Annotated in this window: 13 protein-coding genes; 5 read left to right on the top strand and 8 right to left on the bottom strand. The window is 69.2% G+C overall.

All coding sequences use genetic code 11. The features are described 5' to 3' along the window. Window positions 1–88: 88 nt before the first annotated feature. The gene (gene rpmB, locus MFF01_RS08050; protein WP_238223749.1) at window positions 89–394 is read left to right on the top strand and encodes a 50S ribosomal protein L28; all 306 of its coding nucleotides are present in this window, start codon (window positions 89–91) and stop codon (window positions 392–394) included. A gap of 190 nt (window positions 395–584) precedes the next feature. On the opposite strand, the gene MFF01_RS08045 is transcribed toward rpmB, so the two are convergent. The 3 genes from MFF01_RS08045 to MFF01_RS08035 form a co-directional block, all read right to left on the bottom strand. Further along, a complete protein-coding gene (locus tag MFF01_RS08045) occupies window positions 585–1,436 on the bottom strand; it encodes a hypothetical protein (protein WP_238223748.1) in 852 nt (283 codons plus the stop codon). Window positions 1,437–1,554: 118 nt separating this feature from the next. Then, entirely contained in the window at window positions 1,555–2,676 is a 1,122-nt protein-coding gene (locus MFF01_RS08040) for a CobW family GTP-binding protein (RefSeq protein ID WP_238223747.1), read from the bottom strand. Between the two features lie 139 nt (window positions 2,677–2,815). Continuing rightward, window positions 2,816–4,339, bottom strand: coding sequence for a serine hydrolase (locus tag MFF01_RS08035; protein ID WP_238223746.1), 1,524 nt, complete (start codon window positions 4,337–4,339; stop codon window positions 2,816–2,818). Between the two features lie 287 nt (window positions 4,340–4,626). On the opposite strand from MFF01_RS08035, the gene queE reads away from it, so the two are divergent. Genes queE through queC form a run of 3 tightly spaced genes read left to right on the top strand, consistent with a single transcriptional unit; the run spans window position 4,627 to window position 6,372 of the window. Then, window positions 4,627–5,265, top strand: a complete 639-nt coding sequence (gene queE / locus MFF01_RS08030; RefSeq protein ID WP_238223744.1) for a 7-carboxy-7-deazaguanine synthase — start codon at window positions 4,627–4,629, stop codon at window positions 5,263–5,265. 22 nt (window positions 5,266–5,287) lie between these two features. Continuing rightward, window positions 5,288–5,671 carry a 6-carboxytetrahydropterin synthase QueD gene (queD, locus tag MFF01_RS08025; protein ID WP_238223742.1) on the top strand — a complete coding sequence of 128 codons (384 nt, stop codon included), beginning with the start codon at window positions 5,288–5,290 and terminating at the stop codon, window positions 5,669–5,671. Further along, the gene (queC, locus tag MFF01_RS08020) at window positions 5,668–6,372 is read left to right on the top strand and encodes a 7-cyano-7-deazaguanine synthase QueC (RefSeq protein WP_238223740.1); all 705 of its coding nucleotides are present in this window, start codon (window positions 5,668–5,670) and stop codon (window positions 6,370–6,372) included. The genes queD and queC overlap by 4 nt, the downstream gene beginning before the upstream one ends. Before the next feature lie 129 nt (window positions 6,373–6,501). On the opposite strand, the gene MFF01_RS08015 is transcribed toward queC, so the two are convergent. The 5 genes from MFF01_RS08015 to MFF01_RS07995 form a co-directional block, all read right to left on the bottom strand. Beyond that, window positions 6,502–6,771, bottom strand: a complete 270-nt coding sequence (locus MFF01_RS08015; RefSeq protein WP_238223738.1) for a hypothetical protein — start codon at window positions 6,769–6,771, stop codon at window positions 6,502–6,504. A 297-nt stretch (window positions 6,772–7,068) separates the two neighbouring features. Further along, on the bottom strand, window positions 7,069–7,539 hold the full coding sequence (locus tag MFF01_RS08010; RefSeq protein WP_238223736.1) for a secondary thiamine-phosphate synthase enzyme YjbQ: 471 nt from the start codon (window positions 7,537–7,539) through the stop codon (window positions 7,069–7,071). Continuing rightward, window positions 7,536–9,446, bottom strand: coding sequence for a cisplatin damage response ATP-dependent DNA ligase (locus MFF01_RS08005; protein ID WP_238223734.1), 1,911 nt, complete (start codon window positions 9,444–9,446; stop codon window positions 7,536–7,538). The genes MFF01_RS08010 and MFF01_RS08005 overlap by 4 nt, the downstream gene beginning before the upstream one ends. Beyond that, on the bottom strand, window positions 9,443–9,958 hold the full coding sequence (locus tag MFF01_RS08000; RefSeq protein WP_238223732.1) for a hypothetical protein: 516 nt from the start codon (window positions 9,956–9,958) through the stop codon (window positions 9,443–9,445). The genes MFF01_RS08005 and MFF01_RS08000 overlap by 4 nt, the downstream gene beginning before the upstream one ends. A gap of 9 nt (window positions 9,959–9,967) precedes the next feature. Continuing rightward, on the bottom strand, window positions 9,968–11,005 hold the full coding sequence (locus MFF01_RS07995) for a ligase-associated DNA damage response exonuclease (RefSeq protein ID WP_238223730.1): 1,038 nt from the start codon (window positions 11,003–11,005) through the stop codon (window positions 9,968–9,970). Between the two features lie 50 nt (window positions 11,006–11,055). Between MFF01_RS07995 and MFF01_RS07990 the strand changes: the two genes are divergently transcribed. Then, window positions 11,056–12,027 carry a methyltransferase domain-containing protein gene (locus MFF01_RS07990; RefSeq protein WP_238223728.1) on the top strand — a complete coding sequence of 324 codons (972 nt, stop codon included), beginning with the start codon at window positions 11,056–11,058 and terminating at the stop codon, window positions 12,025–12,027. The last annotated feature ends 69 nt before the right edge of the window (window positions 12,028–12,096 follow it).

Below are 12,096 nucleotides of genomic sequence, written 5' to 3'. Positions count from 1 at the left end.
TCCACCGGGCTTGGCGTGCGAGAGGCCCCTCCGCGGGTGTCCCGCCATCGCCCTGTCGGACACGCGGAACGAACCGGGAAACAGAATTATGTCGCGCCGTTGCGAACTCACGGGCAAAGCCGTGCAGACCGGCCACCTCGTGAGCCACTCGAACCGCAAGACCAAGTGCCGGTTCCTGCCGAACCTGTGCCAGGTCACCCTGCAGTCGGATGCCCTGAAGCGCCGCGTGCGCCTGCGCGTCACCGCCCACGCCCTGCGCTCCGTGGAGCATCGCGGTGGCCTCGATGCCTTCCTCATCAAGGCGAGCGAGATCGAGCTGTCGCAGACGGCCCGCCTGATCAAGCGCGAGCTGCACAAGAAGCTCGCCGAAGTCGAGGCGCCCGTCGCCGCCTGAGTCTTCGGTTCGTCACAGACCGAATCGCTCCCGTTTCGAAACCGCCGCCCGCCTAATCGCGAGCGGCGGTTTTGTGACGTTCCGCGCCGGAACGGGCCACGCCAACACAAGGGTTTGTGTGGCGACCGGCCCAGGCCGTCGGTTGAGATCAGCTTGCGAAGATCGGAACGAAGGCGACGCCTGAAGCCCCTCAGGCCGAGCGACCCCGGCGCTCCGCCGCGTCCATCCCCACGAAGGCTCGCCGCCAGACCACGGCTTGGGGCCCCGCGCCGAGTCGCAGGACGGCATCGACGACATGGTCGTGCCGGCGGCTGAGATCTACGGCGGCGCGCTGCCGGCGGGCGAACAGGCGCGTCACCACCCGGACGAAACTCGCCTCCGACGGATCGTCGAGGATCGGCCGCGCCGCGTGCGCGGCATCGAGCACCAGGAATTCCTCTACGGCATCCCGGATGCGGTGCGGCTCGACGATGCGCTCGCGCACGGCGGCGCTCGGTCCGCCGACGTCGATCAGGTCACGCGCCGGAATCCGGGGGAGGCCGGACACCGCACTGAGTGTCGGACGCCCCGGCGGGCGATGGTGCGCGATTGGGCCGAGATCGAGGACCGCGTTCCGGCGTAGACCCCGCAGGTGCCCAGCGAGGGCCACCTGCAGATCATTCGCGAAGCGGGCCTCGACGGCGGGCGCCACGGTGTGTCCGCGCGGATGCCAGGGCGCGAATCGGCCCCGTCCCCAGAGCGGGTGCGGCACCGTCAGAGCCACAGCCGCGCGCAGGGTGGTCGCGGCGCCCGTTCCGGTGGACGCCAGGGCGAACACCACCTCGCGTCCGGCGGCACAATGTTGGGCTGCCGCCTGGAGATAGTCGGGATCGGCGAAGACCGCGTCGGGCGCGCCCACCCGGGTCAGGAGCGCGCGCCACGCCACGACCGCCTCGGGCGCGACCTGCCCGGGCCGCGACAACGCGATTCGCCAGGACCCGGCATCCGCTGCCTCTTCTGCCGCAGCTCCGCCCGGAATCACCGTAAAGCGCCGTTCCACCATTCTCTCAGACTCCCCCGACCGTCCCATTTCGGGACGGTTCGGCGCCTCCGGGGCGCCGCGCTGACCGCTTCGGACCAAGAACGGTGCCGCACCCAGCGGCCCGCATCGGGATTCGAAATCAGCCGCCGGGGATCGCCAGGGGATTGTCGGTAAGGGCCGCCATGTCGGGCGCGTCGATACGCGGGCGGCCGAGGAAGGCATCCCACAGGCCGGTGACGAAGGCGGGGTCGAGGTCGCGCACGATGAGGACGAGGCGCGAGCGCCGGTCGCCGTCGGGCCAGGCCGCCAGATGCACCGGCGCGTGGACGATGTGCTGCACCCCGTGGATCACCACGGGGGTCCCGGGATCCTCCGCCAGGGCGACGAGGCCCTTCAGGCGCAGGAGCTTGGGGCCGTGGGCCGAGCGCACGAGATCGAGGAACATCTCGAGGCGCGCGCGCGGCACGGGCACGTCGCTCGTTAGGGTGAAGGCGCGGATGGCCGCGTCGTGCCGGTTCACGTCGTGATGGTGGTGACCATGGTGGTGATGGCCGTGAGGTTGGGCCTCGACGGCCTCCGCTCCCAGCCACGCGGCGACGTCGGCGGTCTTGCCCTCGACGCCGAAGAACCCGCCGAGCAGCTCGGCGGGCGGGACGTCGGCCCCGTGCAGGGGGGCGGCCGGATTGAGGGCGCGCAGGCGGACCGCGAGGGCGTCGGTGCCGTCGCGCGAGAGATCGGCCTTGGTCAGAACGAGGTGGTCGGCCACCGCCGCCTGCCGTACGGCCTCCGGATGGGAATCGAGGGTGGCGGCCCCGTTCACCGCGTCCACCACCGTGATCACGCCCTGCAGGCGGTACCGGATCACGAGATAGGGGTGGTAGATCAGGGCGTGGAGGATCGGGGCCGGATCGGCGAGGCCCGTCGTCTCGATGACGACGCGGCGGAACGGCGGGATGCGGCCGTTGTCGCGCTTGCGTAGGAGATCCTCGAGGGTGGCGATGAGATCGCCGCGCACGGTGCAGCACAGGCATCCGGCGCCGAGTAGGATCATGTCCTCGTCCACCGTCTCGATGAGCAGGTGGTCGAGGCCGATCTCGCCGAACTCGTTGACGATCACCACCGTGTCGGCGAGGGCCGGATCGCGCAGCATCCGGTTCAGCAGGGTGGTCTTGCCGGCACCCAGGAAGCCCGTGAGGACGGTCAGCGGGATCGGCGCCGGAGCGCGCGGGTCGGTGGGCGACAGGACTGAGGACTCGGTCATGGCCACGGCCTAACCCGGCCGGGCCTCGGGCTCAATCCGCCGCCGCCCTTCGATTTCAGCGGACGAGCCCGTTCAGGCTCCCCGCATCCACGCCGTCGGTCCGAGGTTCTGCCAGCGCAGCTCCGGAAAGACGGGGGTCCTATTCCTCGGCCGCCGCCTTCGCGGCGCGGGCGGGTTTGGCGGCCTGCTTCGGCTTGGCGACGGCTTTCGTGTCCACCTTCGCTTCGGGCTTGGCCGTCTTGGGCTGGGCCTTGGGCTGCACCTTGGCGGACGGCTTGTGCAGGGTGTTCACCTTGAGCTTCGGCGCGCCCTCCAGCAATGGCGTCGCCTCGGCGGGGGCGTAGGCGCTGGCCGTCGACGGTACGGCAGATTTCCCACGCGCCAGGGCCTTCTTCGCCTCGGGCTTCGCACCGGCCTTGGCCTGACGCGCGTCCTTCGCCGCCTCGCGGCGGGCCGCGACGGCGTCGAGGCGGGTCTTGCGGGCGGCGGCCTGCGCCTGGGCGCGCTCGGCCTTGTCGGCCTCGGCCTGGGCGGTCAGGGCCAGGGCCCCTTCCGCCGGATCGCGGCCGATCCAGACGGGGATGGGCTGGAGCGGGGCGCGGGGCGGCAGGGCGCGGCCGCGCAGGGCGCCGTTGTTGAGGGTGGCCAGCGCCAGAGCCGAGCCGGGGGGCGCGGCGGCGGCGAGGATCTGGGCGTTGGAGCTGTCGGTGTTCCCCGCGATGGCGCCCGGACCCTCGTCGACCGGCATCGGCTTCTTGCGGTCGCAGATGTAGGGGCGCAGGTCCGGCGGCTCGGAGATCGCGGAGGCCGGCAGGGAGTCGAGGGTCTGGGCGGTCCAACCCGTGGACTGGCCGAACCCGTAATCGAACAGGTCGGAGGCCTTGAGGTCGCGCTCGCGGGCGCTCGGCTGGCCCATCACCACGGTGATGAGGTGGCGTCCGTTGCGGGTGGCGCTCGACACCACGTTGAAGCCGCCCGAGCAGATGAAGCCGGTCTTCATGCCGTCGGCGCCGGGGTAGCGCCCGAGCAGGCCGTTGTGGTTGGCCATGATCGACTTACCGAACTGGATCGCCGAGATGGAGAACAGGCCACGGCTGTCGGGAAAGTCGCGGATGAGGGCGCGGCCGAGGACCGCCATGTCGCGGGCCGAGGTCCATTGCCGGGCGTCGGGCAGGCCGTTCGGGTTGGTCCAGCGGCTCTCGTGCATGCCGATGCGCCGGGCCGTGTCGTTCATCAGGGCTGCGAAGCCCTCGACGGACCCGCCGAGGGACTCGCCAATGGCCCAGGCGACGTCGTTGGCCGACTTCACCATGATGATCTTCAGGGCGTTGTCGAGGGTGAGCTGCGTGCCCGGCCGGAACCCCATCTTGGAGGGCGGCTCGGCGGCGGCGGCGGGCGAGATGGTGATCAGCGAATCCATCGACACCTTGCCCTGACGCACGAGGTCGAGGGCGACGTAGGTGGTCATCAGCTTGGTGATGGAGGCGGGAAACCACGGGTCGGTGGCGCCCTGCGCGTAGATCACCTTGCCGGAATCGACCTCGACCACGAGGATCGGGGCCGTGACCGCGCCGGCCGAGCCGGCGCCGAACAGGCCGAGACCGGCGGCGAAACCGAGGGCCAAGCGCCTGGACAATGAGCGCCTCAACAGGGGGTTCGACATCGGGCCTGTCTTCGAGAAGGGGACCGTTCCGGCCCGATGACGATCGGCCCGCGCGGACACTTATGTAGGGCAACGGCAAAGCTTCGGCGAGACGGTCCGCTCCCGCCGGGGCGGGTCGCCGACGATGTCCGGCCTGCGCCGCACAAACCCCGTTTCCGTGGCGAGAGCATGGCGAAGCCACTCCCGCCCGCCCGGGGGTGTGGCCTCGCGGGCGCGGCGGGCTTATGTGCAGGGCAACATCACCCGAGGGATTCGGGCGGCCCGTCCGGCGGGCGCCCCAGGACAGCATGGCATACGCGGTCAAGGAACTCTTCCACACCCTTCAGGGCGAGGGCGCGCAGGCGGGCCGCGCGGCGGTGTTCTGCCGCTTTGCCGGCTGCAACCTGTGGTCCGGCCGCGAGGAGGACCGCGCCACGGCCGCTTGCCGCTTCTGCGACACGGATTTTGTCGGGATGGACGGCGAGGGCGGCGGCCGGTTCGCCACGCCGGAGGCCCTCGCGGACGCCGTTGCGGCGACGTGGACGGGCGGGCCGCACCATCGCTACGTCGTGTTCACCGGCGGCGAGCCCCTGCTGCAGCTCGATCCCGCCCTCATCGCGGCGGTGCACGCCCGAGGCTTCGAGATCGCCGTGGAGACCAACGGCACGCTTGCCGCGCCCGAGGGCATCGACTGGATCTGCGTCAGCCCGAAGGCGGGCAATCCCCTGGTGCAGACCACCGGCCACGAGCTGAAGCTCGTCTACCCGCAGGCGGAAGCGGAGGCCGATCCGGCGCGTTTTGCCGATCTCGCCTTTCGCCACCACTGGCTCCAGCCCATGGACGGGCCGGAGCGCGTCGCCAACACCGAGGCGGCGGTGGCGTATTGCCGGAGCGACGCGCGCTGGCGGCTCTCGCTCCAGACGCACAAGATCATCGGAATTCCGTAGTGAGCCGTGTAGATTGCGCCCCATGAAGATCACCCAAGCCTTCACCTTCGAGGCGGCGCACCGCCTGCCGAACGTGCCCGAGACCCATCGCTGCCACCGCATGCACGGGCATTCCTACCGGGTCGAACTCACCCTCACGGGCGCCGTCGACCCGCGGACGGGCTGGGTGGTGGATTTCTTCGACGTGGAGCACGCCTTCGCGCCCGTGCTGCTCCAGCTCGACCATTACTGCCTGAACGACATCGAGGGCTTGGAGAACCCGACGGCCGAGCACATCGCCGCCTGGATCTGGGCGCGGACCAAGGCGGCCCTGCCGGCGCTGTCCTCCGTGAAGGTCTACGAGACGCCGATGTCCTGGGCCGAGTACGAGGGCGAGGCGGCCCCGCAGGGTACGAACCAACCATGAGCGACGGCGGCGCCCTGGTGCTGTTCTCCGGCGGGCAGGATTCGGCCACCTGCCTCGCCTGGGCCCTCGACCGCTTCGCTACCGTCGAGACCCTCGGGTTCGATTACGGCCAGCGCCACCGCATCGAGCTCGACGGCCGCGCCGCCCTGCGCGACGGGATGACGGCCCTGAACCCGGCTTGGGAGCAGCGCCTCGGCCCCGATCACACCCTCGACCTCGCTGCCCTCGGGGCCGTCTCCGACACGGCGCTGACCCGCGACACCGAGATCGCCCTGGCGGCCGACGGGCTGCCCAACACCTTCGTGCCGGGCCGCAACCTGCTGTTCCTCACCTTCGCGGCGGCGCTCGCGTACCGCCGGGGCCTGCGCCACATCGTCGGCGGCATGTGCGAGACGGACTATTCCGGCTACCCCGATTGCCGCGACGACACCATCAAGGCCCTGCAGGTGGCGCTCAATCTCGGCATGGACCGCCGCTTCGTGCTCCACACGCCGCTCATGTGGATCGACAAGGCCGCCACCTGGCGCCTCGCGGACAACCTCGGCGGCCGTCCCCTCGTCGACCTCGTCGTGGAGGCGAGCCACACCTGCTACCTCGGGGAACGGGGCGCGCGGCACGCCTGGGGGTATGGCTGCGGAGCCTGCCCGGCCTGCGTCCTCCGGGCGAAGGGGTTTTCACAGTTCACGGCGGAGGCGGTGTGAGGCTCGCCCGATACCGGACGACGGCGTTCGCGCTGCCGTCATGGTTGAGAAGCGGTCCGTCGGCTTTCGGGAAGCCTAAGGTCGTAGACGGTCACGGGTGAACCATCCCGCACGCCTCCGGTGCCGAACTTACCGCCCAGGGCCGCCGGATGTCTCGCCGTATTGCTGGACCGGGAAGTTGGGCTGATTGGCGTTGCCTTCCTGAGCCGAGTCGCGGTCCTGATCATACAGGATGACGTCGGTGAAAGGGGGGGCGTAGCTTCTGCGGTCCAGATCGACCAGGGGGCCCGCAAACCCCATCCCTGCCGGAGTTCGATAAGTCTGAGCCAGGGTGGGCGAAGCACCCGCTGCGATCGTCAGAACGGCAGCGGCGACGGACGAAGCAAGATGTCTGTTCATGGCACGGTCCTCCTGCGCTTGCGTGTTCTCCATTGAATCTCGGGTGTCAGCGACGGGGTGGCTGTCGGGGGAATGTGTTTGCCGAGGCTTGCGCGCGGCGGCGCGTTCAAGCGGCTTGGAAACGGCGAGTCCCCACTGTGTGCGGGATTTCGCTCGAGCGCTTTGATTTGAGTCAAACGCCACCGCCCTCGGAGCGCCGCCCTCCGTGGCTTCAGCGTCTATCGGGCTTTGGGGTGCCTCTATGCCAAACGTGTGGCAATCGTTCGCGGCGCGAAGGTCCGCTTCGCGGGAATCACCTTAAGCTCCCACCACCGCCAGAACGATTTCGCGCCGGTGCGGCCGGTCGCGGTGCTCGATGAGATAGATTCCCTGCCACGTTCCGAGGGCGAGGCGGCCGTCGAGGACCGGGATCGTCAGCCCGGAATCCGTCACCATGGTGCGGATATGCGCCGGCATGTCGTCCGGTCCCTCGATCCCGTGGACGTAGGCGCCGTGGCGCGGGGCGAGGCCGTCCAGCGCCGTCATGAGATCGATTCGCACGTCGGGGTCGGCATTCTCCTGGATCGTCAGGGACGCCGAGGTGTGGCGGCAGAACACTGTGAGCACGCCCTGCCGGAGGCCGCTGCGCGCCACGAAGGCGGCCACCGTTTCGGTGATGTCCGTGAACCCCTGGCCCGGTGTCGCGACCACGAGGCGAGCGCTCGCCTGCCGGCTCACAGGACCGGCCTGAAAGCCGTCGAGGCCGCCGATCCTGGCGTCGCGCGTCATGCCGTCTCCTCCAGGGTGGCGCCCGGTGCGATCTCGCGCTCGCCCCGGGCGAGGATGGTCTCCAGGGCGTCGATGCGGTCGGCTTGCCCCGCCGGCTTGTCCCAACGGATGCGGTGGACGCGGGGGAAGCGCAGGGCCACGCCCGACTTGTGCCGGGTCGAGCGCTGCACCCCCTCGAAGGCGATCTCCAGCACCAGCCCCTCGTCGGGGCCGTACGCGACCTCGCGCACGGGGCCGAAGCGCTTGGTGGTGTGGTTGCGGACGTAGCGGTCGAGCTTGGCGAGTTCGGCGTCCGTGAAGCCGTGATACGCCTTGCCCACGGGCACGAGTTCGGGGCCGCCGTCCTCCCGCGCGCGCCAGACCCCGAAGGTGTAGTCCGAGTAGAACGACGAGCGCTTCCCGTGGCCGCGCTGGGCGTACATCATCACGGCGTCGACGAGATGCGGCTCACGCTTCCACTTCCACCACGGCCCCTTGGGACGGCCGGGGAGATACGGGCTGTCGCGGCGTTTCAGCATCACGCCCTCGATGGCGTCGGCATCCGCGCCCGCCCCCACGGCGGCCGGATCGGCGCGGGCTTCCGTGAGATCGTCCCAAGTCGCGAACGGCACCAGGGGCGAGAGGTCGATGCGGGCGTGGTCGAGGGCACCGACGAAGCTTTCGAGGCGCGCCCGGCGCTCGGAGAAGGGCAGGGGGCGCAGGTCCTCGCCCTCGGCCGTGAGGAGATCGTAGGCCCGGACGTGGGCCGGGAATTCGTCGAGCAGCTTCGGGGTCACAGCTTTGCGGTTGAGGCGCTGCTGCAGGACGTTGAAGCTCTGCACCCGAGCCTCGCGCAGGATCAGCAATTCGCCGTCCAAGGTGCCGGTGAAAGTGATGGCGTCCGCCAGATCCGGAAACGCGTGGGTGATGTCCTCGCCCGTGCGCGAATAGACCCGAGCCACCTGCGCGCCGGCTTCGTCGCGCCCGCCGGAGAGCTGGACCCGGATGCCGTCCCATTTCCACTCGCCCGAGAACGCCGCCGGATCGAGCTTCTCGAAATCGCCTTCCTCGTCGATGGGGTGGGACAGCATCGGCGGGCGGAACGGCGCCGGATTGAGGGTGGTCGGGCGCTCGGCCCGGCCTTCGACCCAGGCGAACAGGGACAGGTACGGCGGGACCATGCCGTGCCAGACCTCCTCCACGGCGTCGGCCTCGTGGCCGCCGAGCGCCCCCACCGCCGTCTTGGCCAGCCGCGCCGAGACGCCGACGCGCAACGCCCCGGTGATGAGTTTCAGGAGCGCCCAGCGCCCGGTCTCGTCGAGGACATCGAGCCAGGCGGCGATGTGGCCGGGAAGGTCGGCCTTCTTCACGGTGGCGAGGGTTTCCACCACGTCCGCGAGGGTCGGGATGGGGGGCGGCGGGTTGTTGTGGCCGAGGGGCGGAGGGGCGTCTTCTTGCCGGCTCGAAGAAGTCCCCGCCGGGGCATCGTGAGGCGCCACAAGCTCCCTCTCCTGGAAGGAGAGAGCTGGGGTGAGGTGTGGGACCTCTCCGGATGAGCCACGCACCTCACCCTGTCCCTCTCCTTTCAGGAGAGGGGACCCGCGCTGCCCGCTCGCAACCCGAGAGGCAGGTGCATCGCGCGAAGCCGTGACGTCCGGCGCCGGCCAGATCAGCGCCGTGGTCTCAGCGAGATCGCCGACGTAGTTGTGCGACAGGGCGAACAGCACCGGATCGACCCTGGCTTCCACCAGCCCCCGGATCATCGCGGGCTTGGCCTCGCGAAAGCTGAGGTTGCCCGTCATGGCGGCGAGCGCGTAGCCGCGCTCCGGGTCGGGCGCGCGCGAAAAGTAGTCCTGCAGCAGGCGCAGCTTGGCGTTGCGGCGCGGCTCGTAGGCGAGGCGGTCGAGGAGGTGGGCGAAGTCGTTCATGTTTGTGCTGTCTTTTTTGCAAACATGAAGCCTTCCTCAGAAAAGCTTACCTCATGGATTTTTTCTTCTTTATCTCTAGAAAATCTTTGTATAAACAAAACTCTATTTTTTCTAATTCTATCTAAATTGCTGTTTGTGAAATTGAATCTTAATTTAACCGTTTCTGCTACGTCGATTCTGATGGGCATTGATAGTTCTGTGTCCATATCGGCGAGGATTACGTCCAAAGTGTTCCACTGATGTCTGTCGTCAAAAAATTGCACCTCAAATCTCGCATGTTCGAGGGCTGTCGCGAAATATCCCATATTGGTGCATTTGACGGTGATTTCTTCTTCGTGGATTTGCCCCGTCAATCTATTTGAAGTGATGATACGTTCTGAAACGTCATTCATAACTGATATTCTGGTTTTTGTTAATGATTGTGCTTGCATGTAGAAGGCAATAATTACGACAGGAAACCCGATAATCTGAGTTATATTTGCAATTAATGATATTATTTCTGCGGTGCTCATGATGAGGGTTCAATCCGCAGAGTTGGCCGCCGGTTCGGCCTCGCCGTCGTCGCCGTAGCCGAGGAGATGCAGGGGTTTGGCCTTGATTCCCTGCGTTCCGCACCAGTGCACTAGGGCGTCCTCCTGTCCGTGCGTCACCCAGACCTCGCCCGCCCCGGTCTCGCGGATCGTGCGGCAGAGGTCGGGCCAGTCGGAATGGTCGGAGATGCACAAGGGGAGTTCGGCGCCCTTTTGCCGGGCGCGGGCGCGCACCCGCATCCAGCCGGATGCGAAGGAGGCGACGGGATCGGGGAACTTGCGCGACCACACGTCCTGGATGGCGGAGGGCGGACACAGCACGATGGCGCCGTGGAGTTTCGCCCGCTCCGTCGCGATCACCTTCGGCGTCTCGCCGAGCGGGATGCCCTCCTGCTTGTACACCTCCGTCAGCTTCTCCATGGCGCCGTGGAGGTAGATCGGTCGGTCGTAGCCGGCCTTGCGCAGCAGGGCCATCACCCGCTGGGCCTTGCCGAGGGCATAGGCGCCGACGATGTGGGCACGCTCGGGGAACAGGGCCACGGAATCGAGGAGTTTTTGGACCTCGTCGCCCGTGTCGGGCATCCGGAACACCGGCAGGCCGAAGGTGGCTTCGGTGATGAACACGTCGCAGGGCACCACCTCGAAGGGCAGGCAGGTGGGATCGGGCGCCCGCTTGTAGTCGCCCGAGACCACGACCCGCACGCCCCGAGCCTCTATGGCGATCTGGGCCGAGCCGAGGACATGGCCGGCGGGGGCGAAGCGCACGGTGACGTCGCCGATGCGGATCGATTCACCGAGCTTCGCCTCCTGCCGGCTCTCGCAGAAATCCTCGCCGTAGCGCACGGCCATGATCCGCAGGGTCTGGCCCGTGGCCAGCACCCGTCCGTGGCCCGAGCGGGCATGGTCGGCGTGGCCGTGGGTGATGAGCGCCCGGGGCACGGGCCAGGTCGGATCGACGTGAAAGCCGCCGAGCGGACAATAGAGGCCCTCGCGGGTCAGGGTGAGGAGGTCGCTGGCGCTGAAGGTCATCGGCGCGGCATATAGGGCGCCCGCGTTCCGAGCGAAGCCGCAAAGCCCCCATGTCGTGCCGATCCGGTTCCGGCGACCTCCTCGCCGACAGACGCTATGCCTACGCGGAAGCATGCCTCGCCGAGGGCGACGCGCAGGCGGCCATCGAGGTGGCCGAGCAGACCCTGGAGATCGCGCCGCGCTACGCCCCGGCCTGGTTCCTCCTCGGGCGGGCGCGGGAGGTGCGCCATCGCGCCGGGGGCGATCCGGCCGACCATCACGCGGCCCTGCGCGCCTACGCGGCGGCCCTCGACCTCGACCCCGACGACACCCAGGGCGCCCGCATGGCGCTGGCCCAGATCGGCGAGGGCAGCCTCCTCGGGGCGATTTCGCCGGCCTATATCCGCGCCCTGTTCGACGCCTACGCCCCGCGCTTCGAGCGCCACCTCGTGGACGATCTCGGCTACCGCGCGCACGAACTCATCGTGGCGGCCCTCGACGCCCTGCCGGAGGCGCCCGCCGGGTACGACGATGGGCTCGACCTCGGCTGCGGCACCGGCCTCGTGGGGGCGGCGCTCGGCGACCGCGCCCGGCGCCTCACCGGCTTCGACCTCTCGCCCCTGATGCTGGCGCAGGCCGCGCGGGGGAAACGCTATACCCGCCTCGTCGAAGGCGACTGCATCGCCGGCCTCGCGGCCGAGCCGGCGGCGAGCACTGACCTCGTCACCGCCGCCGACGTGATGATCTACGTCGGCGCCCTGACGGGCCTCGTGGAGGGGGCCGCGCGGGTGCTGCGGCCCGGCGGCCTTCTCGCCTTCAGTGTCCAGTCCCATGCGGGCGGCGGCCTCGTGCTCGGGGCGGACGCGCGTTACGCCCACGGCGACGCCCTGGTGCGGGACGACGTGGCGCGGGCCGGCCTCACCCTGCTGTGCCTCGAACCCGCAACCCTCCGGCGCGAGCGCGGCCTTGCCGTGCCGGGCCGGATCGTCGTCGCCCGGCGCCCGCCGTCGAAACCGTGTCCGGAAATCATCCCGCCCGACTGAACCGGAAGGGCGGGCAGGTGTTGCATGGCACGTCGTGGATGCGATTCGCGATGCCCATGCACCCGTTCG

It is taken from the genome of Methylobacterium adhaesivum (genome assembly GCF_022179065.1).
In the GTDB taxonomy this organism is placed as follows: domain Bacteria; phylum Pseudomonadota; class Alphaproteobacteria; order Rhizobiales; family Beijerinckiaceae; genus Methylobacterium; species Methylobacterium adhaesivum.
This window is presented reverse-complemented; position numbering and strand designations above follow the sequence as displayed.

What these genes read in the sequence shown, in the direction of transcription:
- rpmB (WP_238223749.1), top strand. Translation starts at nt 89, where the DNA reads ATGTCGCGCCGTTGCGAACTCACGGGCAAAGCCGTGCAGACCGGCCAC.
- MFF01_RS08045 (WP_238223748.1), bottom strand. Translation starts at nt 1,436, where the DNA reads ATGGTGGAACGGCGCTTTACGGTGATTCCGGGCGGAGCTGCGGCAGAA.
- MFF01_RS08040 (WP_238223747.1), bottom strand. Translation starts at nt 2,676, where the DNA reads ATGACCGAGTCCTCAGTCCTGTCGCCCACCGACCCGCGCGCTCCGGCG.
- MFF01_RS08035 (WP_238223746.1), bottom strand. Translation starts at nt 4,339, where the DNA reads ATGTCGAACCCCCTGTTGAGGCGCTCATTGTCCAGGCGCTTGGCCCTC.
- queE (WP_238223744.1), top strand. Translation starts at nt 4,627, where the DNA reads ATGGCATACGCGGTCAAGGAACTCTTCCACACCCTTCAGGGCGAGGGC.
- queD (WP_238223742.1), top strand. Translation starts at nt 5,288, where the DNA reads ATGAAGATCACCCAAGCCTTCACCTTCGAGGCGGCGCACCGCCTGCCG.
- queC (WP_238223740.1), top strand. Translation starts at nt 5,668, where the DNA reads ATGAGCGACGGCGGCGCCCTGGTGCTGTTCTCCGGCGGGCAGGATTCG.
- MFF01_RS08015 (WP_238223738.1), bottom strand. Translation starts at nt 6,771, where the DNA reads ATGAACAGACATCTTGCTTCGTCCGTCGCCGCTGCCGTTCTGACGATC.
- MFF01_RS08010 (WP_238223736.1), bottom strand. Translation starts at nt 7,539, where the DNA reads ATGACGCGCGACGCCAGGATCGGCGGCCTCGACGGCTTTCAGGCCGGT.
- MFF01_RS08005 (WP_238223734.1), bottom strand. Translation starts at nt 9,446, where the DNA reads ATGAACGACTTCGCCCACCTCCTCGACCGCCTCGCCTACGAGCCGCGC.
- MFF01_RS08000 (WP_238223732.1), bottom strand. Translation starts at nt 9,958, where the DNA reads ATGAGCACCGCAGAAATAATATCATTAATTGCAAATATAACTCAGATT.
- MFF01_RS07995 (WP_238223730.1), bottom strand. Translation starts at nt 11,005, where the DNA reads ATGACCTTCAGCGCCAGCGACCTCCTCACCCTGACCCGCGAGGGCCTC.
- MFF01_RS07990 (WP_238223728.1), top strand. Translation starts at nt 11,056, where the DNA reads ATGTCGTGCCGATCCGGTTCCGGCGACCTCCTCGCCGACAGACGCTAT.